Here is a 23,444-nt window from a genome sequence, read left to right as displayed (position 1 = left end):
ATGCAAAAAGCCATGAGCCCCGCGGAACGCGACACCCGCATTCAACTGGCCGCCTGCTACCGGCTGGTGTCCCACTTTGGCATGAGCGATCTCATCTACAACCACATCACCGCGCGCATACCCGGGCCCGAGGGCCATCTGCTGATCAATCCCTACGGCATGATGTACGACGAAATCACCGCTTCCAGCCTGATCAGGATAGACCTGGACGGGAACGTGCTGGACAATCCCGGCGAGTACGGCATCAACGCTGCGGGCTACGTGATCCACAGCGCCGTGCACGGCGCGCGCCACGACGTGCAATGCGTCATCCATACCCACACGCGGGCCGGCATGGCGGTATCGGCGCTGCAATGCGGCCTGCTGCCGCTGACCCAGACCGCCATGCGCTTCGCCAAGATTCCCTACCACGACTATGAGAGCGTGGCCATCGACCTGGACGAGCGCGCGCGCCTGGTGGCGGACCTGGGCCAGTCCGAGGCGATGATCCTGCGCAACCACGGCCTGCTAGCCGCCGGCCCGAGCATCGCGCAGGCATTCAACACACTGTATTGGCTGGAGATGGCCTGCAAGGCGCAGGTCGACGCCTTGGCCGCCAACCGCGAACTATGCGTGCCGCCGCCAGAGGTCGTCGAGAAGACCTGGCACCTGTATCAGCCGACAACGCGCCGCCCCTTCGGCGAACTGGAATGGCCGGCCATGCTGCGTCTGATGGACAGGAAGGATCCTGGCTACCGCGATTGAGTCCCTGCCTGGTCTCGCCCCAGAAGGTCGATGCCGGCCGCGCTGTCCGCGCCGTCCGGCAGGATCGCGGCGAGGCTGGTCTTGACCTCCACGAAGTACGGCGCGGCCGAGGCCAGCCCGCGGGCGATGGCCGCGGCCACCTGGTCCGGATGGGTGACATACTCGGTCTGCATGCCGAAGGCGCGCGCCATCATCGCGAAATCGGGACTTGCCAGATTGGTGCCCGCGTAGCGCCCGGGATAGGTGCGCGCCTGATGCAGGCGGATGGAGCCATAGCAATTGTTGTTGGAGACGATGAAGAACACCGGCAGTCCGCGCTCGGCCGCGGCCATCATCTCGTTGCCCGTCATCATGAAGCCGCCATCGCCAACCAGGCACACCACCTTGCCATGCGGATTGCGCAGCTGCGAGGCAATCGCCGCCGGCGTGCCGTAGCCCATGGCGCCCGATTGCGAGGCCATCAGCCGTTGCGGGTAGACGAAGGGAAAGTGGCGATACACCGGCGCCGCGAAGGTGCCCGCGTCCAGGCAAACCATGAGGTCCGGCGGCGCCTGTTCGGCCAGCGCTCGCACCACCGACACGAAGGGCACGCCATCGTCGGCCTTTGGATCGGGCCAGGCGGCGGAGCGCTCGCGGATCGCGCGCAAGGATTCCGCCCAGTCCTCGCGCCCGCCACGGTCCGCCGCCGGCAGCGCGGCCAGCGCCTGCGCCGTAGCCACCGGATCCGCGATGATGCCCACGTCCGCCGCAAAGTGCTGGTTCACGAAATGCGCGTCGGCATGGCAATGCACCAGCGTCTGCGACGGCCTGGGATAGGCCGGAAACGTGTAGCCCTGGGTGGTGATGTCGCCCAGGCGCGTGCCCAGGGCCAGGATCAGATCGCTGGAATCGAACGCCTCCACCTGCGCGGGCTGCGTCGCCAGGTCCAGGTCGCCGGCGTACAGCGGATGCGTGTTGGGGAACAAGTCATGCTGGCGGAACGATACTGCCACCGGTATGCCGTGCCGCTCCGCCAGCTGCCGCAGCGCCTCGCGGCCGCCCGGCGCGTTGAAGGCGCCCCCGGCAATGATCAGCGGCTTGCAGGCGGCGTCCAGCAAGGCTTGCAGTCGCGCCAGCGCGGCGGGCGCCGGCTGCGCGGGACTGGCCGGCTCGGCCACCCAGTCCGGTTGCGGCACGCAGGCCTGCTGGACGTCTTCCGGCACCACCAGCACCACTGGCCCTGGCGTACCCGACGCGGCCACGCGCAAAGCCTTGAAAGCGGCCCAGGCCACGTCCTCGGGCGCCGCCACCTCATGCACCCATTTGGCGATCGAACCGAACATCTTCTGGTAATCGATCTCCTGGAAGGCCTCCTTGCGCAGGTCCTTGCGCGGCACTTGCCCGATCAGCAGGATCAGCGGCACGCCGTCCTGCTGCGCGGCATGCACGCCGATGGCTGCATTCGCCGCGCCCGGTCCCCTGGACACCATGGCCACGCCCGGGCGGCCCGTCAACCGGCCATCGGCGCACGCCATGAATGCCGCGCCCCCTTCGTGCCTGCAGGTCACCACGTCGATGCCGGCGAAATCGTGCAAGGCGTCGAGCACGCCCAGATAGCTTTCGCCAGGGACCAGGAAGACCCGGTCGATGCCGTTGCGGGCGAAGACCCCGAGCAAGGCGTGGGAAGACGTGTTCAGTTCGGCAGCAGGTGTCATGGAGGGCAGGAAACCAAGGGCAAGCGCGCAGGCGCGGGTCTGATACGCAGGAATTCTAGGGTGGCTGGCGGCAGGCCATGTAGGCATACTGTGCCTATCAGATATACAAAAAACGCACACAAGGAGGAGCCGCCCGCAAGCGCTGGCGGCGAGACATCGCGATGGACCTGCGCAAGATCGAAAACCTGATCCACGTGGCCGACTCGGGCAGCTTCTCCAAGGCCGCCTCGGTGCTGGGCATCGCGCAATCGGCGCTGGGCCGCCAGGTCAGAAAGCTGGAAGACGAATGCGGCTGCGCCCTGCTCTATCGCAACGGCCGCGGCGTGTCCTTGACCCCGGAAGGCGAGAAACTGCTGGATAGCCTGCGCCCCTTGCTGGCGCAAATGGCGCGGGTGGTGACCGAATTCCATGACGAGCAGAAATCGCCCTCCGGCCAGGTCACGCTGGGCCTGACGCCCACGCTGTCCCACATGGTCGGCATGCCGCTGGTGGCGGCAGTCTGGAAGCGCCATCCGCGCATCCAGCTCAACGTCATCACCGGCTACAGCGGCTATGTGCACGAATGGCTGGCCAACGCCCGCGTCGACATCGCGGTGCTGCACGACGCGCGGCGTTCCCAGCACGTGGTGGTCGATCCCCTGGCCGAGCTGGACCTGGCGCTGGTATCGCCCGCACAGAACCTGTCCCCCGCCGCGCGGGCCTTGCCCTCCATCGACTTCGCTCAGCTGGGCGATCTGCCCCTGGCGCTGCCCACGCGCAGCCATGGTCTGCGCCGCACGCTGGAACAGGCGGCAGCGCAGGCCGATGCGCCCCTGAATGTCGTGTTCGAAATGGACGCGCTGGAACTGATGAAGGAAATCGTCTTGAACGGACTGGCCCACACGGTGCTGGCCCTGCCTGCGGTGGTAGGCGAATTGAACAGCGGCCAGCTCGTCGCCCGCAGGATCGTCAATCCCGCCCTGTCCACCCGCCTGATGCTGGCCACCGCATCGAACCGGCCGCTGACGCAGGCGGTGAAGATAGTGCAGGACATCCTGCGTGAATTGCTGCGGGACATGGTTGAGGCGGAGCCTTATCGGTCGTACATGCGGATGGCGGATGCGCGGTCGGCACCGCCATGAGGTTTTGCCGCCTTCCATCCCCCCGCATCACCTCGGCACCGGCAACGGCGGCGCAGGCGTCAGCGGCCCCGTCGGCACGCCGCGCTGCGCCGGCATCGGCGGCAGGCGGGATGGCGCGGGGCTCATCCAGCCGGGCTGCCGGCTCGGTCCGCTGGAGGGTGGCGCGGGCGGGCCAGGCGGCCTGCCCGCGGTGGCGCAACCGGTGCCCAGGCAGGGTTCCTGGGTAGCGCCCGGATTGACCAGCCGGGGACATGATGCGCCGACGCAGGCATCGGGTATGACGCGGGCCGAAGGCGGGGGTTGGGGAACCGCGGGTCCGGCGCCTTGCGCGACGGCTGGCCCGCAGGCCGCCGCCAGCAGCGCGGCGGCGCAAAGAATTTTCATGGCTGCAGCCCCTCTGCCCCTGGTCTGCGGCCGCGCGCGATGTTGCCTGCGCAGCCCGGGCCCGCGTCGCGCCGGGGCCTGGACGGACGCGGGATGATTCCAGTGTGCTCCCGCGCCTGAATGCCTGTCCAGGCAGCCCCGCCGTCAATCCAGCCGGATATCCGCGCTTTTCACCACCGACGCCCAGCGCGCGCGTTCGCTGTTGAAGAACTGCGCCAGTTCGGCGGGATTGCGGGTGACGATTTCAGCGCCCTGTTCGTTCAACTGCGCCTTCACGTCCGGCTGGTTGACGATCTGCGCCATCAGTTCCGACAAGCGGATGGCGACGGGATCGGTCGTGGTCACGGGCGCCATCACCCCTTGCCAGGTGCCGGACTCGAAGCCCGCCACGCCCTGTTCGGAAATGGTGGGGATGTCAGGCACCAGTTGCATGCGTTCGCGCTTGGAGATCGCGATCGGCCGCAGCTTGCCGGCCTTGATGTGGGGCAACGTGGCCAGCAACCCATTCATGATGACCTGGGTCTGCCCGCCTATGGTGTCCGTCACCGCCTGCGAACCGCCCTTGTAGGGCACATACTCCCATTGCGCGCCCGTCGCCTGCTGCACGGCGACCGCGGCCAGATGCGGCGCGCTGCCGATCGCCGTGACCGCGAAGTTCAGGCGCTGCTTCTTCGACAGGGCCACCAGTTCGGGCACCGTCTTGGCCGGCACGTCGGGATGCACGGCCAGCACGTGCGGCGAATAGGCCAGCATGCCGACCGCGCGCAAGTCCTTGGACGGATCGAAAGACAGCTTGGTGTACACGGACGGGCTGATCGCCAGCGCCCCCACGTCGCACAAGAGCACGGTATGGCCCTCTTGCGCCGCCTGCACCACCAGGCCGGCGCCCAGGTTGCCATTGGCTCCAGGCTTGTTCTCGACCACCACGGTCTGCTTCAGGGCGTCGGCCAGGCGCGGCGCCAGGATGCGCGCGATGATGTCCGACGAGCCGCCGGGCGGGTAAGGCACGATGATGCGGACCGCGCGAGTCGGCCAGTCGCCCGGCTGCGCCCATGCCGGCAACCACGGCGACAGGCATAGCGCCGCAGCGCCGCCCAGGAATTGTCTCTTGCTCGGGTTCATGCAGTCTCCTCTGGAATTATCTTGCGCGCGGACGCCGTCCCCGGCGCACTGCCGCAGCCTTTTGGGAACGGCCGCCGCGCGCACCTGCGCCAGCTTCGTCCGGCTAGACCATAGTCATCGTACAACTACGAAATTATTATTGGAAAGCAAAATATATCCCTATCGGGTATGCACCTATCCCGGCGCCTACAGTAGTGCATTTTCCTTGAATGGAGATACTTCATGTTGTACGATGACTTACCACTTAACCAGGCTGCCGGCAGACTTTGCCGTTCGATGGCGCCCCATACGGATCAACGCGACATGACCACCCCGCAGGAACTCAAGCACATCGTTTCGGAAGGCTTGCTGTCTTTCCCCGTCACCGATTTCGACCAGAACGGCGACTTCAACGCCAGGAACTATGCGCAGCGCCTGGAATGGCTGGCGCCCTACGGCGCGACCGCCCTGTTCGCCGCCGGCGGCACGGGCGAGTTCTTTTCGCTGGCGCCAGAGGAATACGCCGACGTCATCCGCACCGCGGTGCAAACCTGCGCGGGCAAGGTTCCCATCCTGGCCGGCGCGGGCGGTCCGACCCGCACTGCCATCGCCTACGCGCAAGAAGCCGAGCGCCTGGGCGCCAAGGGCATACTGCTACTGCCCCACTACCTGACCGAGGCTTCGCAACAGGGCATCGCGGCGCACGTCGAGCAGGTCTGCAAATCCGTGAACATCGGCGTCATCGTCTACAACCGCGCACAGTCGCGCCTGTCGGCCGACAGCCTGGCGCAACTGGCCGAACGCTGCCCCAACCTGGTGGGTTTCAAGGACGGCGTGGGCGATATCGAAGCCATGGTGCGCATCCGCCGCAAGCTGGGCGACCGCTTTTCCTACCTGGGCGGCCTGCCCACGGCCGAGGTCTATGCCGCCGCCTACCGCGCGCTGGGCGTGCCGGTCTATTCGTCGGCCGTGTTCAATTTCGTGCCGCGTATGGCCATGGACTTCTACCGCGCGATCGCCGCGGGCGACCATGACACCACCAACCGCCTGCTGGACGATTTTTTCCTGCCGTACCTCGACATCCGCAACCGCGTGCCGGGATATGCCGTCAGCATCGTCAAGGCCGGCGCCAAATTGGTCGGTCACGATGCGGGTCCCGTACGCGCGCCTCTGACAGACTTGCGGACTGAAGAACTGGAGATGCTGGACGCCTTGATCCGCAAGCTCGGCCCGCAGTAAGGGACGCTCCCTGGCGGTGGTATATATAGACCCGTCCAGCCACACCAGGGAGTCCGATCATGGCGCGTCGACGCAGCCTCGCGTTTCTGCTCAGCATGCTTGCCGCGCCCGCGGGCGCAGACGTGGTCTACGACAACCATGGACTGGTGGTCGAAGCCGCCACCGGCAGCCGCAGCGACTGGAACACCGGCCAGCGGCAGACCACCCGCGCCACCACCATCACCTACCGGGGCCAGCCGCTTTGCGGCAAGGACGTCGGCGCCCTGCTCTATCCCGATGGCCAGCGCATCGAGGCCCGCGCCTTCTTCTGCGCGTCCACCGCCAAGGCCTTGGAAACGGATGCCGTGCTGGCCTACTTCACCAGTTCCAGCGCCAATACCGTGCTGGCGCAACTGCGCGTGGCCAACGGCGCGCTGCGGGTCGAGCGCCTGGCCTTGTCCGCCAAGCCCGAGCGCGACCGCATCTCCACGACCCGCTTCGAAGACGCGCGCCTGCCCGGCTGGACACGCGTCCAGACTTCCTGGAACGAAACCGTGATGATCCGCCACGCGCCGCTTGCCGCCCTGAACCTGGGCCCGGGCAAGCTGCTGGACGTGGCCGACGGCGTGGCCTACCTGGCCGTGCCGCCAGGCAGGGACGTGATCGAGATCGAGCCCACCAAGCGGGTCAAGGATGCCGATGGCTATCTGCAGATCGTGCCGGCCATCACCAAGTTCGTGGACACTCCGGTGGCGTTCCGCGCGGTGCGCATGAGCGACGGGCGCGAACTGGCCCGCCTGGATTTCAAGGACCCTTGCCTGCGCCTGCCCGCGATCCAGTTCGACCGGCCGGACGCGCTATCCAAGACGTCGGCAGCGCCCGACGTGGCCTTCGACGACGTGCCGGCCTGGCGCGCCGCCACCCTGCAGCTGACGCAGGCGGCGCAGGGGCGCACCGCGCTGCGCCTGCAGCCGGGCGTGGCCCTGCCGCGCAAGCCTGGCTGCGCGCCGGGTTGATCTCGCCCGCTCAGATCAGGAACTGGCGATAGGCCTCGTTGGCGGTTTCTTCGGTATGGGCGTAGCCCAACTGCCGCAGGAATGCGTCCAGCGCGGCGCTGTCCGCCAAGGGAGCCTGGATGCCGACCAGCGCCGAGCTGAACTCCGTGCCCTGGTTGCGGTAGTGGAACAGGCTGATGTTCCAGTTGGGCGCCATCTCGGACAGGAACTTCATCAGGGCGCCGGGACGCTCAGGAAACTCGAAGCGGAACAGGCGCTCGCCGGCTGCCAGCGGCGAGCGGCCGCCCACCATGTAGCGGATGTGCTGCTTGGACACTTCGTTGTTGCTCAGGTCGCCGACGGAGAAACCCTGCTCCTGCAGCGCCGTCATGATTTCCGCGGCGTCGCCGCGCCGCGAGATCTGCATGCTGACGAAGATGTGAGCGGTACGCGCATCGGCGATGCGGTAGTTGAATTCCGTCACGCTGCGCTGGCCGATCACGCTGCAGAAGCGGCGGAAGCTGCCGCGCTCTTCCGGCACCGTCACGGCAAAGACCGCCTCGCGGGCTTCGCCGACCTCGGCGCGGTCCGCCACGAAGCGCAGGCGGTCGAAGTTCATGTTCGCGCCCGAGGTCACCGCCACCATGGGCAGGCCTTGCACGCCTTCGCGTTCCACGTACTTCTTCAGCCCGGCCACCGCCAGCGCGCCGGCCGGCTCCAACACGCTGCGCGTGTCCAGGAATACGTCCTTGATCGCCGCGCAGACCGCGTCCGTATCCACCAGGATGATCTCGTCCAGGTGTTCACGGCACAGGCGGAAGGTCTCCTCGCCCACCAGCTTGACCGCCGTGCCGTCCGAGAACAGGCCCACCTCGGGCAGGTTGACCCGTTCGCCCACCTGCATGGACAGCGACATGGCGCAGGAATCCTCGGTCTGCACGCCGATGACCTTGACGCCCGGATCCACCGCCTTGATGTAGGTCGCCACGCCCGCGGCCAGCCCGCCGCCGCCGATCGGCACGAAGACAGCATGCAAGGGGCCCGCGTGCTGGCGCAGGATCTCCATGCCCACCGTGCCCTGGCCGGCGATCACATAGGGATCGTCAAAGGCCGGGATGAAGGTCAGGTCCTGCGCGCTGGCCAGCTTCTGGGCGTGGCCGTAGGCATCGCTATACGAATCGCCCGCCTGCACCACCGTCACCGTGGGGCCGCCATGCGCCTTGACCGCATCCACCTTCACCTGCGGCGTGGTCTGCGGCACCACGATGATGGCGCGCACACCCATCCTGGCCGCCGAGATCGCCACGCCCTGCGCATGGTTGCCGGCGGACGCCGTGATCACGCCGCGATCCAGCGCGGCCTGCGGCGTATTGCGCATCTTGTTGTAGGCGCCGCGCACCTTGAAGGAGAAGACCGGTTGATTGTCCTCGCGTTTGAAGTAGACCGGATTGCCCAGCCGGGCCGACAGGCCGCGGGCGCGGTCCAGCTCGGTTTCGCGGGCGATGTCGTAAATGCGGGCGGTCAGGATCTGCCTCAGGTATTCCATCGGCGTAGCCCGGCCGTCCTGGAATGCGGTCGGCGTGGCGGTTTGCTGGCTTGCTTGCGGGGTGTGGTGCATCTGGCTCTCTGCTTCGGTGTGCTTGCCCGGCAGAGGCGGCCACAAAAAATCCGCCTCGTGGGGCGGGTGGCTGTGACTGTTGCGGTCGCGCGCTAACCCACCATTCCAGGAATGATGGTAATAATCAGCGAAATGCGGACGGCGCGGAAATTCATGGGGACGTAGCTTCCTCCTTGTGCGGCGCTTTGTCAAACGGGCAATCGGCCATGGCGCGCCTGATTTGATATGTCCCCGTTTAATTTGGCGCCATTATGGCCACATCCCGGCCGAATCCGCGGGTTTTTGCTGCGCAGCAGGCGTAGCGCGGTATTACAATGGAAGGTTCGTGGCAGTCGCACTTCCCCAAATCAAAAAAGGGCAGGCGCCAGCCATGTTGGGTATACGCCTTCCGACCAGGTCCTGGACGCGTCCGCGTGCTTGCCCATACGAACCCACTCTCCGACAACATCTACCGGCTTCTGGCCGCATAGCATGTTCGGGTTTGCGCCTAGCGCCTGCCGAACAGATTCAAGGATCATGTCTCTTACTCCGAAGATTATCTATACCCTCACCGATGAAGCTCCGGCGCTTGCAACCCGTTCGCTGCTGCCCATCGTCCAGGCTTTCGCAAAGCCCGCAGGCATCACGGTCGAGACCCGCGACATCTCGCTGGCCGGCCGCATCATCTCGGTCTTCCCCGACTACCTCGAAGACAGCCAGAAACTGGGCGATGCCCTGTCGGAACTCGGCGCCCTCGCCGTGCAGCCCGAAGCCAACATCATCAAGCTGCCCAACATCAGCGCGTCCATGCCGCAGTTGAAGGCCGCCATCAAGGAACTCCAGGACCAGGGCTACAAGCTGCCCGACTACCCGGACGCCCCCGCCAACGACACCGAGCGCGACGTCAAGGCCCGCTACGACAAGGTCAAGGGCAGCGCCGTGAACCCGGTCCTGCGCGAAGGCAACTCCGACCGCCGCGCCCCGCTGTCCGTCAAGAACTACGCCCGCAAGCACCCGCACAAGATGGGCGCCTGGTCGGCTGACTCCAAGTCGCACGTCGCCCACATGAGCGAAGGCGACTTCTACGGCACCGAAAAGTCGGCGCTGATTTCGGAAGCCGGCGACGTCAAGATCGAACTGACCGCCGCCGACGGCGCGAAGACCGTCCTGAAGGAAAAGACCCCGGTCAAGGCCGGCGAGATCATCGACGCCGCCGTGCTGTCCACGGCCAAGCTGAAGTCCTTCCTGCAAGCCCAGATCGACGATGCCCGCGCCACCGGCGTGCTGTTCTCGGTGCACCTGAAAGCCACGATGATGAAGGTCTCCGACCCGGTCATCTTCGGCCACGTCGTGTCCGTGTTCTACAAGGACGTGCTGGCCAAGCACGCCGACGCGCTCAAGCAAGCGGGCTTCGATCCCAACAACGGCATCGGCGACCTGTACGCCAAGATCCAGTCCCTGCCCGCTGACAAGCAGGCCGAGATCACCGCTGACATCGACGCCGGCTACAAGACCCTGCCGCAGCTGGCCATGGTGAACTCCGACCGCGGCATCACCAACCTGCACGTGCCCAGCGACGTCATCGTCGACGCGTCCATGCCCGCCATGATCCGCGACTCGGGCAAGATGTGGAACGCCGAAGGCAACCTGCAGGACGCCAAGGCCGTGATCCCCGACCGCAGCTACGCCGGCGTCTACCAGGCCGTCATCGAAGACTGCAAGCGCAATGGCGCCTACAACCCGGTCACGATGGGCAGCGTGCCCAACGTCGGCCTGATGGCCCAGGCCGCCGAGGAATACGGCTCGCACAACAAGACCTTCGTCATCCCGGCTGCCGGCACCGTGCGCGTCACCGACGCTTCGGGCAAGGTGCTGCTGGAACAGGCCGTCGAAGCCGGCGACCTCTGGCGCATGTGCCAGACCAAGGACGCCGCCGTGCAGGACTGGGTCAAGCTGGCCGTCACGCGCGCCCGCGCCACCAAGACGCCCGCCGTGTTCTGGCTGGACGAAAACCGCGCCCACGACGCGCAGATCATCGCCAAGGTCAAGCACTACCTGAAGGACCACGACACCAGCGGCCTGGATCTGCGCATCCTGAGCCCGGTGGAAGCCACCAAGTTCTCGGTCAAGCGCATCCGCGAAGGCCTGGACACCATCTCGGTGACCGGCAACGTGCTGCGCGACTACCTGACCGACCTGTTCCCCATCATGGAACTGGGCACCAGCGCCAAGATGCTGTCGATCGTGCCGCTGGTCGCCGGCGGCGGCCTGTTTGAAACTGGCGCGGGCGGTTCCGCGCCCAAGCACGTGCAACAGTTCCTGGAAGAAGGCTTCCTGCGCTGGGATTCGCTGGGCGAGTTCATGGCCCTGGCAGAATCGCTGGACCACCTGGGCCGCAGCTACGGCAACGCCCGCGCACAGGTCCTGGCCAAGACCCTGGACCTGGCGACCGCCAAGTTCCTGGACGAGAACAAGTCGCCCGAGCGCAAGGTCGGCGGCCTGGACAACCGCGGCAGCCACTACTACCTGGCCATGTACTGGGCCCAGGCCGTGGCCGCGCAGACTGACGACCGCGAACTGGCTGCCCTGTTCGCGGCGCCGGCCCGCGCGCTGGCCGACGGCGAGGACAAGATCCTGGCCGAACTGAAGGCTGCCCAGGGCAAGCCCGTCGACATCGGCGGCTACTACCAGCCCAACGAAGCCCTCGCCAGCCAGGCCATGCGCCCCAGCGCCACGCTGAACCAGGCCCTGGCCTCGATCGGCTAAGCGCCTGCCGCGCATAGCGGCAAGGAAAAGGCCGGCAGCCCTCGGGCTGCCGGCCTTTTTTCATGCGCTCGGGTTCAGGGCCCGGGCTGCGGCATTGGGGTCGGATTGGCGGACGGCAGACCGGCGCACGCACGCTGGCGGAACGCCGCGTCCACGTCGATGCGCCAAATACTCCGCTTCTCGCTTGCAAGCCGCGCGGCCACGCCGTTGAGTACGGGATATCGTCCGCCGTCCTCCTTCTGGCCCCAGATCCAGAAACGCGCCCCGTCGGCGGCCTCGCACATGCGCAGACGCAAGTCCTGGTCGTCGATCAGCACGCGCTTGCCCGTGGCCGGATCGAATTGCGCCGCGTCGTACAGCTCCTTGCGCCAGTTGTCCCGCTTGGGGATATCGGGGTTCCGCCAGTCGTCGACGATCCAGGCGGGCTCGCGGGCCTGGGTATAGAAACCCAGGTCGAAGGGCAACGCATGCAGCGCGACCTGTATGTCTTGCGGCTGCATTTCGCGGCGCAGTTCCCGCGCCTGCGGCCCCGCGCTGCCGCGCGGATTCGATGCCCCGACGATGACCGCGGCCAGGCAGATCACGGCCGACACCCCGGCGGCGATCCAGACGCCCCTGCGCTTGCCCGCCGCCCAGGCAGGCGCGATACGCTCGCTGACCAGGAACGCCAGCGGCGGAAACACCGGCAGCACATAGCCGATCAGCTTGGAATGCGGGATGGAAAAGAACACGATCACGACCGCCATCCAGATCGCCGCCAGGCGGCGCAGGCCCTGCGGATCGGTCTCGCGCCAGTAAGACGGCCTGAAGACCGACGCGCCCCAAATCGACCACGGCAGCGCCAACCCCGCCACGATGGGCAGGTAGAACCAGAACGGCTGCGCGTTGTTGAAGCCTCCCTGCGAAAAACGCTCGAACTGCTGGTAGACGAAGAAGTACTGGTAGAAGCCGGGATAGCGCAGCTCCATCAGCCAGAACCACGGCACCGCCACTGCCGCGAACGCCAGCAAGGCTGGCACCCACAGCAAGGCGCGCACGCCGGGCCAGTCGCGGCGCAGCAGCAGCCAGGCCAGCACGATGGCGCCGGGCAGCGCCACTCCGATCAGCCCCTTGGCCAGCACCGCCAGCGCAGCCAGCACGCCCGTGGCCACCGACATCGCGCGGAACGGCCGCCCTGCGGCGCGGCGCAAGACGGCGTCGGCGGCTGCCAGCACGCACAGCGTGATCATGCTGGCCACCAGCATGTCCATATTGGCGAACTGGGCGGCGCCGAAGAACAGCGGCATCATGCCCAGGATCACCACGGCCCAACGCGCTTGCGCGGCATTGCGGTAGCGCGCCACGAAGGCATAGAGCCCGGCGCCCGCGCTCCAGGCGCCCAGCAGCGACGGCAGCCGCGCACTGAATTCGTGCACGCCGAACAGCACATAGCTGATCTGGGCCAGCCAGTAATACAGCGGCGGCTTGTGGAAGTACGGCATGCCGTCAAGCAGCGGCACCATGGGCGAGCCGCTGCGCAGCATCTCCCAGGCCACTCCGGCGTAACGGCCTTCGTCGGGCAAGGTCAGCCAGCGGGCCCAGGCCAGCGCGCCCAGCCAGAGAGCCAGGCACGCCAGCACCAGCCAGCCTGGAAAGGCAGCGCGGCGCGCCGCAGGCGCCATCGATGCGGTCATGGAAACGCTCATGCCCGGCGCTCCGGCAAGGCGCGCTCAGAGAGGCTGCGCTGAGCGGAAGCAAGCTGCTGCGGGGGCGCCGCGGAATGGGAAGCAAAAGGCATGGGGATCCGGGAAAGGTTCAGGAAAATGCAAGATTTCGCGCAGTATCGCCAAGCGCGCGTCAAGCTTTCATGAAATTTCCGGAAAAGCCGCCGCTTCCTAGGACGGATGCAGCCTGTCCAGCCTGAGCCGCCCGCGCTCGTCGGTCAGGCGGCGCATGGCGCCGTAGGCTGCGGCGATCGCCGCCATGCCGCTGGCGCCGCACAGCAGGAACATCAGCAGGATCTGGTACTTGGCGGCCTCGATCGGATCCATGCCGGCGATGATCTGCCCGGTCATGATGCCCGGCAGCGTGATGATGCCGGCGGCCGACATCTGGTTGATGCTGGGCACGATGCCGCGCCGCACGGATTCGCGCAGCAAGGACGAAAATGCCTCGTGCACGGTCGCGCCCAGCGCCAGCCTCGCCTCGATCGCCAGCTTTTCCCGGCGAGCGCCGGACAGCACCCCGTCCAGCGCCAGGCTGGCGGCGTTGAGCACGCTGCCCAACACGATGCCGATCAGCGCGATGGTGTAGCGCGGGTCGTACCAGGGGTCCGGACGCAGCGCCGTGTTCAGGATGAACAGCACCGTGATGACCGTGGTCCCCGCCACCGCCATCGCGCCGACCCAGCCGTTTCCGCGTTGCGTCAGCCTGGCCTTCGGGCGCGCGGCGACCTCCCTGGCCGCCAGCGCCATCATCACCGCCACCACCAGCGCCGTCAGCCACGGGGCGGCGTGCGCGAACACGATGCGCAGAATGTGGCCGACCAGCAGCAGCTGCACCACGGTGCGCAGCGCGGCCCACAGTACCTGTCGCTGCAGGTTCAGGCGCAAGGCGAAGGAAATGCCGGCGCTGAGCAGCACCAGCAGCGAGGCTATGGCCAGGTCCGAGGCCTGCAGCTTGATCACGTCCATAGCGGCTCCAACCTGCCTTGTTCCATGTGCCAGGAACGCCGCGCAAGCCGTTCGGCCTGGGCTGGACTATGGGTCACCATCAGGATCCCCGCCCCGCCCTCCAGGTAGCGCCGCAGCTCCGCTTCGACCTGGTCCGTGGCCGCCAGGTCCAGCGCCGCGGTCGGCTCGTCCAGCAGCAGCACGCGCGGCGCCAGCGCCAATGCGCGCACCAGGCCCAGGCGCTGGCGTTCGCCCGTGGACAGTTCATGCACCAAGGCGTCCAGCTTGTCCGCGGACAGCCCCAGGCGTTGCATGATGGCCAAGGCCCGGGCGCGGTCCGTGAAATGCCGCGCGACCAGGTCGTCCCACCAGCCGGCCTCGGCCTGGCAGTACATGACCTGCCGGCGCCATTCGTAGCCCCGCATGCCCGAGCGCGGCCGGCCATCCAGCAAGGCCTCGCCATGCCCGGGGTCCAGGTCGGCGGCCTGGCGCAGCAACAGGGATTTGCCTGAGCCCGAAGGACCCATGATGGCTGCGCACTCGCCCGCGGCGAGATCCAGGCTGACGGGAGAGAGGCGTTCGCTGTAAATACCGCGCAGCCTGAGCAGCGGGTGGGCGTCGATGGTGGTGTTCGGCATGGATAGAGATCTTAGCGCCTGGCGCCGCCCTGCTCCTGGAGCCACATCGGCGATGCGTTACTCTCAAGTACCCCTGGGCTGCCGCGTAACATGCGGCGATGGCGCGCCGCGCATTGCAGCCTGTCTGCCTTTTCAGGAGTATCGATGGAAGTTTCCTTGAGTTGCAGAATGGGCGGTCCCGAGGCCGGAGCCGCCTGGCTCGCCAGCATCGTCCAGCTTCGGCCGAAGCTGAAGTCCGCGTTGGCGGACCTGTCCGTCAACGGCCTGGGAACCATCGACATCCAGTTGTGGATCGGCGGCAGCATCACCGACTACGGACCAGAAGGCTTTTCCTCCACCGCCAGGTACTACGCGAAAAAGGAGTCCTTGTTGCTTGCCATCTCCGTACCCAAGACGGTGGCGGCGGCCTCCCCGCAAGAGCGGCCGGAACATACCGTGGAGGACTGGCTGGCCGACGGCTTCCGTTCCGCCCAGCTCCCGCGCAGCGCCCAGAAGCTGCCCTTTGCGCTCATCGCAGAGACGGTCTGCTCTTCCCTGGGCACCTCCCGGCAATGACAAGCACCGCTGAGAAATGAAAAAGCCCGCCTGAGCGGGCCTTGTCCTGCAACGCAGACGCCTCAGAGCATATGCGCCAGGAACTCGCGGCTGCGCGCCTCTTGCGGGGCGCGGAAGAAATCCGCCGAAGGCGCTTCCTCGATGATGCGGCCTTCGTCCATGAAGATGACCCGGTGCGCGACTTCGCGCGCAAAGCCCATTTCATGAGTGACGACCAGCATGGTCATGCGTTCGTCGGCCAGCTGCTTCATGGTGCGCAGCACTTCGCCGGTCAGTTCCGGGTCCAGCGCCGAGGTGGGCTCGTCGAACAACATGATGTCCGGCTCCATGGCCAGCGCGCGGGCGATCGCCACGCGCTGCTTCTGGCCGCCGGACAGGCGCGTCGGATAGTTGTCGCGCTTGTTCAGCAGGCCGACCTTGCGCAGCAGCTCTTCCGCCTTGGGAACGATCTGGGCGCGGCTCATCCCCTTGACGGTAATGGGCGCCTCGATGATGTTCTGCAGCACGGTCATGTGCGGGAACAGGTTGAACGACTGGAACACCATGCCCATCTTGCGGCAGATACGGCGCACGTCGGCGTCGCTGGCGTACTGGCTGCGTCCGCCCGGCACGGCGCGGGCCATGGCCTCGCCTTCGACCTCGATGCTGCCCTCGTCGATGGTTTCCAGGTGGTTCAGGCAGCGCAGGAAGGTGCTCTTGCCGGAGCCGGACGGTCCGATCACCGCCACCACTTCGCCCTGGCCCAGGGTCAGCGACACCCGGTCCAGCACGCGGTTGGAGCCGAACGACTTGATGATTTCGCGGGCCTCGATCATGACGGGACGCGCGGACGGAGAATTACTGGTCATATTTGGCATAGCGCTTTTCCATGTGCTGGAAGAACCACGTCAGGATCAGCGTCATGATGAGATAGAAGGCGGCGGCAACCAGGAACGGCGTGGTCGTGAAGTCGCGCTGCACGATGCCGCGCGCCGTGCGCAGGATGTCGTTGAGCGCCAGCACGTAGATGAGCGAGGTGTCCTTGACCAGCGTGATGGTCTCGTTGCTCATGGGCGGCAGCACCCGTTGCACCATCTGCGGCAGCACGATGCGGCGCAGGGTCTGCAGATAAGTCATGCCCAGGACCTTGCTGCCCTCGTACTGGCCGCGGTCCACCGACTGGATGCCGGCGCGGAAGATCTCGGCGAAATAGGCCGCGTAGTTCAGCGCGAAGGCCACCACGGCGGCGGGAAAGTCCGGCAGACGGATGCCGATCACAGGCACGAACGGCAGCGCGAAGTAGATGAACAGCATCTGCAGCATCAGCGGCGTGCCGCGCATGAGCCAGATGTAGCCGTTGACCAGGCTGCTGGCCAGCCGCCATTTGGAAATCCGCACCAGCGCCAGCACCAGGCCCAGCGGGACGGCCAGCGCCAGCGTGATGAAAAACAGCGTCAAGGTGACTTTCGCGCCTTGCGCCAGTGGCCCCAATAGGGAGAGTACGTAGTCCATGCTTGGGTTCACGCCGTCAGCGTCCGCGGACGCCAGGGCAAGATCGTTTCATGAGTAAGCCCGCCTGGCGCATGGCGCCGCGGCGGGCTGCGAAATACAGGCCGGGACGCCCGGGCCCAATGGCCCCGGACGCCGCCCGCCCCTTACTTGATGATGTTGGCGCCGAACCACTGGGTGGCGATGCGGCCGGCGGTGCCGTCCTGCTTCATCGAGTCCAGGGTCTTGTCCAGCTTGCCCAGCAGCTCGGTGTCGTCCTTGCGCACGCCGACGCCGTAGTCTTCGGTGCCGAAGTTCTCGTCCAGGACGCGGTATTCGCCGGCGCGCTTGCTGATCAGGTAGCGGCCCACCACTTCGTCCACCACGATGGCGTCCAGGCGGCCGGCGGCCAGGTCCATCAGCGCGGTGACGTTGTCGCCAAACTTCTTGACTTCCTTGATCTGGGCGGCGACCGGGTCCTTGGCGATGGCGTCGGTGGCGCTGCTGCCGTCCTGGGCGCCCACGACCTTGCCTGCCAGGTCAGCCTTGAGCTTCACGGGCGAGGCGTTGCCGACGATGATGATCTGGTGGTTGGCCATGTAGGGCGCGGTGAAGCTGATGTTCTTCTTGCGCTCTTCGGTGATGGTCAGGCCGTTCCACAGCACGTCGACGCGCTTGCCGTTGAGTTCGGCTTCCTTGGCGCTCCAGTCGATGGGCTTGAACTCCACTTCCAGGCCCAGGCGCTTGCTGGCTTCCTTGGCCATGTCGATGTCAAAACCGACGATCTGGTTGTTCGAATCGCGGAAACCCATCGGCGGGAAGTTGTCATCCAGGCCAACCACGACCTTCTTGGCGGCGGCAGGCGCCTGCGCGCTGGCGGCGGGCGCATTGTCGCTGGGACCGCAAGCGGTCAGCAGCGCGGTTGCGGAAGCGAGGAGTACAGCTGTCAGTTTTTTCATCGTTATGGATGCGCCGGGCGCAAGAATGAAGAATGCCGGAATGGCCAGTCAAAAAGCCGCGAGCCGGTATTTTAGCCTCCCCCGCGACCGCGGGCGCGGACCCGGGCTGGCGTGCGCTATTGCGCCGGGTGGAAACGCTCCAGCAGGCGCAGGAACAGCTCCACGGCGCGCGAGCCCGGGCGCGACACCTCGGTGATCGCGCAGAGGGTGTTTTCGTAGGTGGGTCCGCCCGGCAGGCGGGTCAGGGCGTGGCGGCGCGAGACCGAATCTGCGTAGTGGGCGGGTAGCAGGCCCACGCAGTGACCGGACGACACCAGCATGGCGATGGCCTCCAGCCCGGTGGCCTCCGGCCCGCGGGCAAAGCCGTAAACGCCCAGCGCGTCGTGCACGAATGGGTGCGAACGGTAGACCAGCGGCAGGTCGCGGGCCTGGCGCACGCTGCCGCGCGCCACGAAGATCTGGTGGCGCTCGATGAACAGCCGCTGATAGTTGAAGCCGCTTTCCCGCCGGTACATGCCGCGGATGGCGACCTGCACCCGCCGCTCGCGCAGCGCCTGGTCCAGCTCGTTGAAGGTCATGACGGTGAGTTCGACCTTGACGTCGGGCGCCTCGACGCGCATGGCCGCCAGGGCTTCCGGGATATGGCAGTCGGCGTCGGTGATGACGTGCTCGACCATGCCGATGGACAGGGTGCCCGACAGCACGCCGCGCACCGCGTCGATTTCGGGACGGATCCGCTCCAGCGATTTCAGGGCATCGCGGGCCAGCTCCAGGGCGACCTTGCCAGCTTGCGTGAGTTCAAAGCCCGAGGGGCCGCGGTCGCACAGCCGCACGCCCAGGGTTTCCTCGACCTCGCGCACGTGCCGGCTGATGGACGCCTTGGACATGTGCAGCTGTTTTTCCGCCGCCGCGAAGCCGTTGGCCTGGGCCACGGCGCAGAAGATCCGCAGGGAACGCAGGTCGCGTTCGGTGAACTCGGGACGGGACAAGGCGGCGGCTCTGAAAAGGTATCGGTTTTCGAAACCATACCACTAAAAAAATCATTTTTCACAACCCAACCCGGCAGATACAGTGGGTCCAGCACTGGCGTCCAGGGGCGCAGACCCCGGCACATTCCGCAAGGGATATCCGCCGGCCCAGTGCCGGAACCATGACGACATACAAGGGAAAAATCATGCAGAACCTGTCCAGAAGGCGTTTTGTCGCGACTACGCTCGCAGCCGGGGCCGCGCTGGCCCTGCCCTCGCTGTCCTACGCCGAGGGCGGATCGCTGGCCGACATCAAGAAGCGCGGCAAGCTGACCGTGGGCACAGAAGCCGCCTACGAACCGTTCGAATTCGTCGAGAACGGCAAGGTCGTGGGCTATGGGCACGACGTGCTCCAGCTGATGGCGGCCAAGCTCGGCGTGCAGCTGGAACAGATGAACCTGCCGTTCCAGGGTCTGTTGCCGGGCCTGATGTCGCGCAAGTTCGATTTTGTCGCGACCAGCGTGGGCATCACCCCCGAACGCGCCCGCCGCTTCGCCTTCACCCAGCCCGTGGGCGTGGTGCGTTCGGTGCTGATGGTGCGGGTGGACGATGCGTCCATCAAGCAGGACATGGATATCGCCGGCAAGATCATCGGGACCCAGATGGGCTCGTCTTCCCAGCCGGTGGCCGAAGAATTCGAAAAGCGGCTGAAGGAAAAGAACGGCAAGGGCTATGCCGACACCAAGCTGTTCCAGGCCTACCCGGACGTCTCCAACGCCTTGGCCAACAAGACCGTGGACGTGGCGCTGATGCCCTCGAACATCGCGGCCGTGCAGATGCGCAAGCAGCCGGGAGCGTTCCGCATCGCCGGCGAGATCGGCCAGGCCAAGCTGCTGGCATGGGTCGCCAACCCCAAGGACCTGGAGATCCGCCAGTTCATCAACGACACCTTCGACGAACTGCGCGCCAGCAACCAACTGCTGGAGCTGCAGAAGAAGTGGTTCGGCGCCCCCATGGACACGCCGCGCGCCAACTACCTGCCTGACGGCGCGATCTAGGCGGACCTCCCATGCTGGATTGGTTGAATCAGAACGGCGCCCTGGCGCCGTTCCTGCACGGCGTCGTCTCGGGCACGGCGATCACCCTGGCGGCATCGGTGGCGGCGTTCGCCATCGGCATCTGCCTGGGGGTCGCGCTGCTGCTGGCGCGCCTGTCCCCCTACGCGCCCCTGCGCGGGCTGGTCATGTTCTGGGTCAGCGCCATACGCGGCACGCCCGCGCTCATCCATATGCTGATCGCCTACTACGTGGTGCCGCCCCTGCTGGGCATCTCCGTGTCGCCGCTGGCGGCCGGGATCGGCGCGCTGGCCTGCAACACCAGCGCCTACATCGTCGAGATCCTGCGCGGGGCGCTGGGCACGCTGTCGCCCGGCCAGGTGGCGGCCGCGCGCGCGCTGGGCATGCGCAGCCGGCAGATCTGGCGCCACGTGCTGCTGCCGCAGGTGTTCTACCGCGCCATCCCGCCCCTGACCAGCGAACTCACCATACTGCTGAAGGCCTCGTCGCTGATGTCCATCATCGCCGTTCCGGAGCTGGCCACCGTGGCGCGCAACGCCACGCTGCAAAGCGACCTGCCGCTGCAGGTGTTCACCGTGACGGCCGCGGTGTACTTCATCATTCTTTTCTGCCTGTCGGCCGCCTCGCGCCTGTGCGAGCGCCGCGTGTCCAGGATGCTGCCCAATGCCCATTGATCTCTCCATCGTCGGGCAGTCCATCCCGGTCCTGCTCAAGGGCCTGCGGATCACCGCCCTGGTCAGCCTCATCGGGATTCCGCTGGGCATCCTGATCGGCACGATCGCGGCCTATGCCGCGCAGTCGCGCAGCCTGCTGCGGCCAGTGGCCCTGGCCTACGTCGAACTGGTGCGCAACATCCCGTACCTGATCCTCGTGTACCTGTCGTTCTTTGGCCTGCCCAAGCTGGGGGTGCCGGCCTCGGCGATGTCGGTCGCCATCGGCTGCACCGCCTTCTACACCGGCGGCTACTTCTGCGAGGTGCTGCGCGCCGCGTTGAAGAGCGTGCCGCGCGGCCAGACCAGCGCCGCCCTGTCGCTGGGCATGACCTACTGGCAGACGCAGCGCCACATCGTCGTGCCCCAGCTGTTCGGCTTTCTCATCCCGCCCACCACCAGCCTGGTCATCATGATGTTCAAGGACTCGGCGATCTTCTCGGTGATGAGCCTGCCGGAAATGACTTACCAGAGCAATCTGCTCACGGCCAACACCTTCGCCTACCTGGAAGTGCTGGGCACCACCGCCCTCATCTACTGGGTGTGCAGCGTGCTGATGGCCGGCACGGGCCGCCGCCTGGAAACCCTGGTCCGCCGCAAGACGCGCCAGGCCTGATCCTCCCACCATCAAGGAAACGAGAACATGAGCACCTATACGGTCCCTCCCCGCACCGGCCACCCCACCCTGCTGTACTCCACGCTGGCGCTGGACCTGGAAAACCTGCAGGCCGATGTCGCCGTGCTGGGCATGCCCTACGGCTCGCCCTATTCGGCCGCGGACTTCAGCAACGACCAGACCAATGCGCCCACGGCGATCCGCCAGGCGACCGACCGCGTGGTGCGCCGCCCCGGCCACTACGATTTCGACATCGACGGGCCGCTGCTGCAAGGCCGCGACGACATCCGCTTCGTGGATTGCGGCGACATCATCCCCGACCTGTCCAAGCCCCGCGGCGAACACTATGAACGCGCCGAGGCCGCGGTGCGGCGCATCGCCGCCGCGGGCGCCGTGCCCATCGTGCTGGGCGGCGACCACGGCATCACCACGCCCGTCCTGCGCGGCCTGGACCAGCAGGGTCCGATCACGCTGGTGCACATCGACGCCCACCTGGACTGGCGCGACGACGTCAACGGCGTGCGCGACGGGTTGTCCAGCCCTATCCGGCGCGCCTCCGAAATGGCGCACGTGGACCGCATCATCCAGATCGGCCTGCGCGCCCAGGGCAGCGGCCGCCCCGAAGAGCTGGAAGCGGCGCGCGCCTATGGCGCCGAACTGGTCACCGCCTACGAACTGCATGACATCGGCATGGACGCGGTGCTCGAGCGCATTCCGGACGGCGGCAATTACTACCTGACCATCGACGCCGACGGCATGGATCCCGCCACCATGCCGGCGGTCGCCGGCCCGGCCCCGGGCGGCGTCACCTTCGTCCAGGCCCGCAAGCTGATCCACGGCCTGGTGCGCAAGGGCCGCGTGGTGGGCATGGACATCGTCGAAATCCAGCCCGAAAAGGACCTGAACCAGATTTCCTGCATCACGGCCGGCCGGCTGATCCTCAATCTCATCGGCGCGTCCATCCGCGCAGGGCATTACGACAAATGAACGCGCCCGCCCCCATCATCGAAATCCGCGGCGTGGACAAGTTCTACGGCAGCCACCAGGTGCTCAAGCAATGCTCGACGCGCGTGAACCGGGGCGAGATCGTGGTGGTCTGCGGGCCGTCCGGCTCCGGCAAATCCACCCTCATCAAGACCGTCAACGCGCTCGAACCGATCCAGGCAGGCGACATCCTGATCGACGGCGCCTCGGTGACGGGCGCCACCGACCTGCCCAAGCTGCGCACCAAGGTCGGCATGGTGTTCCAGCACTTCGAGCTGTTTCCGCACCTGGACATCATGCGCAACCTGACCCTGGCGCAGCAGATCGTGCTGGGGCGGGATATCGGCTCGGCCCGCGCCAAGGCCGGCGCGCTGCTGGAACGCGTGGGCCTGTCCGCCCATGCCGGCAAGCATCCGGGCCAGCTGTCCGGCGGCCAGCAGCAGCGCGTAGCCATCGCCCGCGCGCTCTCGATGGATCCGATGGCCATGCTGTTTGACGAACCGACCTCCGCGCTGGACCCCGAGATGGTCAATGAAGTGCTGGACGTGATGGTGGAGCTGGCCGAGGAAGGCATGACCATGATGGTCGTCACCCATGAGATGGGCTTTGCGCGCCGCGTGGCCAATCGCGTGGTCTTCATGGAAGACGGCGCCATCATCGAGGACTGCCCCACGGACAGCTTCTTCCGCGACGCGGCCAGCCCCCAGGCGCGCCGTTTTCTTTCCAAGATCCTTCCCCACTGACGGCCGGATAGCCGCCAGATCCATCCGCCCGCATCAGGACTCAATATGGCCCACACCCGCATCCGCAAATTCAATACTCGCCAAACCTACCCCGAACAACGCCTGGACAACGACCTGTGCCAGGCCGTGGTCGCCGGCAACACCGTGTTCCTGCGCGGCCAGATCGGCCAGGACCTGGACACCCGGGAATCGGTGGGCGTCGGCGACGTGGCCGCCCAGGCCGAAAAAGCCATGGCCAACGTCGCCATGCTGCTGCAGGAATGCGGCAGCGAACTCTCGCACATATGCAAGCTCACCGTCTATCTGGTCGACGTGCGCTACCGCGAAGAGGTCTACAACGTGGTTGGCCGCTGGCTCAAGGGCGTGTTCCCCGTCTCCACCGGTATCGTGGTCTCGGCCCTGGCACGGCCCGAATGGCTGGTGGAAATCGACGTGACCGCGGTCATTCCGGGCTGAG

General features: G+C 66.7%; 23 protein-coding genes. 12 read left to right on the top strand and 11 right to left on the bottom strand.

All coding sequences use genetic code 11. From position 1 onward, the window contains the following. Positions 1–744 (top strand): class II aldolase/adducin family protein, encoded by a 744-nt coding sequence (locus tag AC1RHV_RS02740; protein WP_175162810.1) that lies wholly within the window; start codon positions 1–3, stop codon positions 742–744. On the opposite strand, the gene AC1RHV_RS02735 is transcribed toward AC1RHV_RS02740, so the two are convergent. Beyond that, positions 732–2,438 (bottom strand): thiamine pyrophosphate-dependent enzyme, encoded by a 1,707-nt coding sequence (locus AC1RHV_RS02735; protein ID WP_492299678.1) that lies wholly within the window; start codon positions 2,436–2,438, stop codon positions 732–734. The genes AC1RHV_RS02740 and AC1RHV_RS02735 overlap by 13 nt on opposite strands. 161 nt (positions 2,439–2,599) lie before the next feature. Between AC1RHV_RS02735 and AC1RHV_RS02730 the strand changes: the two genes are divergently transcribed. Beyond that, positions 2,600–3,559, top strand: coding sequence for a LysR family transcriptional regulator (locus tag AC1RHV_RS02730; RefSeq protein WP_054454505.1), 960 nt, complete (start codon positions 2,600–2,602; stop codon positions 3,557–3,559). 27 nt (positions 3,560–3,586) lie between these two features. On the opposite strand, the gene AC1RHV_RS02725 is transcribed toward AC1RHV_RS02730, so the two are convergent. Together AC1RHV_RS02725 and AC1RHV_RS02720 are read right to left on the bottom strand one after the other, a co-directional pair. After that, positions 3,587–3,943 carry a hypothetical protein gene (locus AC1RHV_RS02725; protein ID WP_082401004.1) on the bottom strand — a complete coding sequence of 119 codons (357 nt, stop codon included), beginning with the start codon at positions 3,941–3,943 and terminating at the stop codon, positions 3,587–3,589. 144 nt (positions 3,944–4,087) lie between these two features. Next, a complete protein-coding gene (locus tag AC1RHV_RS02720; protein WP_054454507.1) occupies positions 4,088–5,065 on the bottom strand; it encodes a Bug family tripartite tricarboxylate transporter substrate binding protein in 978 nt (325 codons plus the stop codon). Positions 5,066–5,368: 303 nt separating this feature from the next. On the opposite strand from AC1RHV_RS02720, the gene kdgD reads away from it, so the two are divergent. Together kdgD and AC1RHV_RS02710 are read left to right on the top strand one after the other, a co-directional pair. Then, positions 5,369–6,283, top strand: a complete 915-nt coding sequence (gene kdgD / locus AC1RHV_RS02715; RefSeq protein WP_054454508.1) for a 5-dehydro-4-deoxyglucarate dehydratase — start codon at positions 5,369–5,371, stop codon at positions 6,281–6,283. 59 nt (positions 6,284–6,342) lie between these two features. Beyond that, positions 6,343–7,278 carry a hypothetical protein gene (locus AC1RHV_RS02710; protein ID WP_192352091.1) on the top strand — a complete coding sequence of 312 codons (936 nt, stop codon included), beginning with the start codon at positions 6,343–6,345 and terminating at the stop codon, positions 7,276–7,278. Positions 7,279–7,288: 10 nt separating this feature from the next. Here the strand turns inward: AC1RHV_RS02710 and ilvA are convergent, their stop codons facing one another. Then, entirely contained in the window at positions 7,289–8,875 is a 1,587-nt protein-coding gene (gene ilvA / locus AC1RHV_RS02705; RefSeq protein WP_119451545.1) for a threonine ammonia-lyase, biosynthetic, read from the bottom strand. 516 nt (positions 8,876–9,391) lie between these two features. Here ilvA and AC1RHV_RS02700 point away from each other — a divergent pair. Beyond that, positions 9,392–11,620, top strand: coding sequence for an NADP-dependent isocitrate dehydrogenase (locus AC1RHV_RS02700; RefSeq protein WP_054454512.1), 2,229 nt, complete (start codon positions 9,392–9,394; stop codon positions 11,618–11,620). A gap of 74 nt (positions 11,621–11,694) precedes the next feature. Here AC1RHV_RS02700 and AC1RHV_RS02695 read toward each other — a convergent pair whose 3' ends face one another. The 3 genes from AC1RHV_RS02695 to AC1RHV_RS02685 form a co-directional block, all read right to left on the bottom strand. Further along, positions 11,695–13,305, bottom strand: coding sequence for an ArnT family glycosyltransferase (locus AC1RHV_RS02695; protein WP_492299677.1), 1,611 nt, complete (start codon positions 13,303–13,305; stop codon positions 11,695–11,697). A gap of 189 nt (positions 13,306–13,494) precedes the next feature. After that, positions 13,495–14,292, bottom strand: coding sequence for an ABC transporter permease (locus tag AC1RHV_RS02690; RefSeq protein ID WP_054454515.1), 798 nt, complete (start codon positions 14,290–14,292; stop codon positions 13,495–13,497). Beyond that, positions 14,283–14,909 carry an ABC transporter ATP-binding protein gene (locus tag AC1RHV_RS02685; protein ID WP_492299676.1) on the bottom strand — a complete coding sequence of 209 codons (627 nt, stop codon included), beginning with the start codon at positions 14,907–14,909 and terminating at the stop codon, positions 14,283–14,285. Before AC1RHV_RS02685 ends, AC1RHV_RS02690 begins: the two co-directional genes overlap by 10 nt. Before the next feature lie 144 nt (positions 14,910–15,053). On the opposite strand from AC1RHV_RS02685, the gene AC1RHV_RS02680 reads away from it, so the two are divergent. Then, positions 15,054–15,464 carry a hypothetical protein gene (locus AC1RHV_RS02680; protein WP_192491836.1) on the top strand — a complete coding sequence of 137 codons (411 nt, stop codon included), beginning with the start codon at positions 15,054–15,056 and terminating at the stop codon, positions 15,462–15,464. 62 nt (positions 15,465–15,526) lie between these two features. Here AC1RHV_RS02680 and AC1RHV_RS02675 read toward each other — a convergent pair whose 3' ends face one another. The 4 genes from AC1RHV_RS02675 to AC1RHV_RS02660 all read right to left on the bottom strand — a co-directional run bounded on the left by AC1RHV_RS02675 (position 15,527) and on the right by AC1RHV_RS02660 (position 18,879). After that, positions 15,527–16,279 (bottom strand): amino acid ABC transporter ATP-binding protein, encoded by a 753-nt coding sequence (locus tag AC1RHV_RS02675; protein ID WP_054454542.1) that lies wholly within the window; start codon positions 16,277–16,279, stop codon positions 15,527–15,529. Positions 16,280–16,301: 22 nt separating this feature from the next. Beyond that, positions 16,302–16,955: an amino acid ABC transporter permease gene (locus tag AC1RHV_RS02670; RefSeq protein ID WP_054454544.1), complete on the bottom strand. Its 654-nt coding sequence runs from the start codon at positions 16,953–16,955 to the stop codon at positions 16,302–16,304. Between the two features lie 143 nt (positions 16,956–17,098). Next, on the bottom strand, positions 17,099–17,890 hold the full coding sequence (locus tag AC1RHV_RS02665; RefSeq protein ID WP_054454547.1) for an amino acid ABC transporter substrate-binding protein: 792 nt from the start codon (positions 17,888–17,890) through the stop codon (positions 17,099–17,101). A 116-nt stretch (positions 17,891–18,006) separates the two neighbouring features. Further along, positions 18,007–18,879 carry a LysR family transcriptional regulator gene (locus tag AC1RHV_RS02660; protein WP_054454549.1) on the bottom strand — a complete coding sequence of 291 codons (873 nt, stop codon included), beginning with the start codon at positions 18,877–18,879 and terminating at the stop codon, positions 18,007–18,009. Between the two features lie 185 nt (positions 18,880–19,064). Here AC1RHV_RS02660 and AC1RHV_RS02655 point away from each other — a divergent pair, with 185 nt between their 5' ends. From AC1RHV_RS02655 to AC1RHV_RS02630, 6 genes are read left to right on the top strand one after another with little or no spacing between them, the layout of a single operon-like run. Then, positions 19,065–19,916, top strand: a complete 852-nt coding sequence (locus AC1RHV_RS02655) for a transporter substrate-binding domain-containing protein (RefSeq protein WP_119451510.1) — start codon at positions 19,065–19,067, stop codon at positions 19,914–19,916. 11 nt (positions 19,917–19,927) lie between these two features. Then, positions 19,928–20,608 carry an amino acid ABC transporter permease gene (locus tag AC1RHV_RS02650; protein WP_054454554.1) on the top strand — a complete coding sequence of 227 codons (681 nt, stop codon included), beginning with the start codon at positions 19,928–19,930 and terminating at the stop codon, positions 20,606–20,608. Next, on the top strand, positions 20,598–21,260 hold the full coding sequence (locus tag AC1RHV_RS02645; RefSeq protein WP_175213332.1) for an amino acid ABC transporter permease: 663 nt from the start codon (positions 20,598–20,600) through the stop codon (positions 21,258–21,260). The genes AC1RHV_RS02650 and AC1RHV_RS02645 overlap by 11 nt, the downstream gene beginning before the upstream one ends. A gap of 27 nt (positions 21,261–21,287) precedes the next feature. Then, positions 21,288–22,247, top strand: coding sequence for an agmatinase (locus AC1RHV_RS02640; RefSeq protein ID WP_054454560.1), 960 nt, complete (start codon positions 21,288–21,290; stop codon positions 22,245–22,247). A gap of 14 nt (positions 22,248–22,261) precedes the next feature. Beyond that, positions 22,262–22,987, top strand: a complete 726-nt coding sequence (locus tag AC1RHV_RS02635; RefSeq protein WP_054454887.1) for an amino acid ABC transporter ATP-binding protein — start codon at positions 22,262–22,264, stop codon at positions 22,985–22,987. Between the two features lie 45 nt (positions 22,988–23,032). After that, a complete protein-coding gene (locus tag AC1RHV_RS02630; protein WP_088140320.1) occupies positions 23,033–23,443 on the top strand; it encodes a RidA family protein in 411 nt (136 codons plus the stop codon). Position 23,444: the final 1 nt, after the last annotated feature.

The organism is Achromobacter sp. GW823-FHT04E03, assembly GCF_058796095.1.
This window is presented reverse-complemented; position numbering and strand designations above follow the sequence as displayed.

Excerpts from the sequence above, each read along its gene's own strand:
- AC1RHV_RS02680 (WP_192491836.1), top strand. The coding sequence starts at position 15,054 with ATGGAAGTTTCCTTGAGTTGCAGAATGGGCGGTCCCGAGGCCGGAGCC.
- AC1RHV_RS02670 (WP_054454544.1), bottom strand. The coding sequence starts at position 16,955 with ATGGACTACGTACTCTCCCTATTGGGGCCACTGGCGCAAGGCGCGAAA.
- AC1RHV_RS02725 (WP_082401004.1), bottom strand. The coding sequence starts at position 3,943 with ATGAAAATTCTTTGCGCCGCCGCGCTGCTGGCGGCGGCCTGCGGGCCA.
- kdgD (WP_054454508.1), top strand. The coding sequence starts at position 5,369 with ATGACCACCCCGCAGGAACTCAAGCACATCGTTTCGGAAGGCTTGCTG.
- AC1RHV_RS02695 (WP_492299677.1), bottom strand. The coding sequence starts at position 13,305 with ATGAGCGTTTCCATGACCGCATCGATGGCGCCTGCGGCGCGCCGCGCT.
- ilvA (WP_119451545.1), bottom strand. The coding sequence starts at position 8,875 with ATGCACCACACCCCGCAAGCAAGCCAGCAAACCGCCACGCCGACCGCA.
- AC1RHV_RS02690 (WP_054454515.1), bottom strand. The coding sequence starts at position 14,292 with ATGGACGTGATCAAGCTGCAGGCCTCGGACCTGGCCATAGCCTCGCTG.
- AC1RHV_RS02645 (WP_175213332.1), top strand. The coding sequence starts at position 20,598 with ATGCCCATTGATCTCTCCATCGTCGGGCAGTCCATCCCGGTCCTGCTC.
- AC1RHV_RS02640 (WP_054454560.1), top strand. The coding sequence starts at position 21,288 with ATGAGCACCTATACGGTCCCTCCCCGCACCGGCCACCCCACCCTGCTG.
- AC1RHV_RS02740 (WP_175162810.1), top strand. The coding sequence starts at position 1 with ATGCAAAAAGCCATGAGCCCCGCGGAACGCGACACCCGCATTCAACTG.
- AC1RHV_RS02650 (WP_054454554.1), top strand. The coding sequence starts at position 19,928 with ATGCTGGATTGGTTGAATCAGAACGGCGCCCTGGCGCCGTTCCTGCAC.
- AC1RHV_RS02710 (WP_192352091.1), top strand. The coding sequence starts at position 6,343 with ATGGCGCGTCGACGCAGCCTCGCGTTTCTGCTCAGCATGCTTGCCGCG.
- AC1RHV_RS02685 (WP_492299676.1), bottom strand. The coding sequence starts at position 14,909 with ATGCCGAACACCACCATCGACGCCCACCCGCTGCTCAGGCTGCGCGGT.
- AC1RHV_RS02630 (WP_088140320.1), top strand. The coding sequence starts at position 23,033 with ATGGCCCACACCCGCATCCGCAAATTCAATACTCGCCAAACCTACCCC.
- AC1RHV_RS02675 (WP_054454542.1), bottom strand. The coding sequence starts at position 16,279 with ATGATCGAGGCCCGCGAAATCATCAAGTCGTTCGGCTCCAACCGCGTG.
- AC1RHV_RS02720 (WP_054454507.1), bottom strand. The coding sequence starts at position 5,065 with ATGAACCCGAGCAAGAGACAATTCCTGGGCGGCGCTGCGGCGCTATGC.
- AC1RHV_RS02665 (WP_054454547.1), bottom strand. The coding sequence starts at position 17,890 with ATGAAAAAACTGACAGCTGTACTCCTCGCTTCCGCAACCGCGCTGCTG.
- AC1RHV_RS02655 (WP_119451510.1), top strand. The coding sequence starts at position 19,065 with ATGCAGAACCTGTCCAGAAGGCGTTTTGTCGCGACTACGCTCGCAGCC.
- AC1RHV_RS02735 (WP_492299678.1), bottom strand. The coding sequence starts at position 2,438 with ATGACACCTGCTGCCGAACTGAACACGTCTTCCCACGCCTTGCTCGGG.
- AC1RHV_RS02730 (WP_054454505.1), top strand. The coding sequence starts at position 2,600 with ATGGACCTGCGCAAGATCGAAAACCTGATCCACGTGGCCGACTCGGGC.
- AC1RHV_RS02700 (WP_054454512.1), top strand. The coding sequence starts at position 9,392 with ATGTCTCTTACTCCGAAGATTATCTATACCCTCACCGATGAAGCTCCG.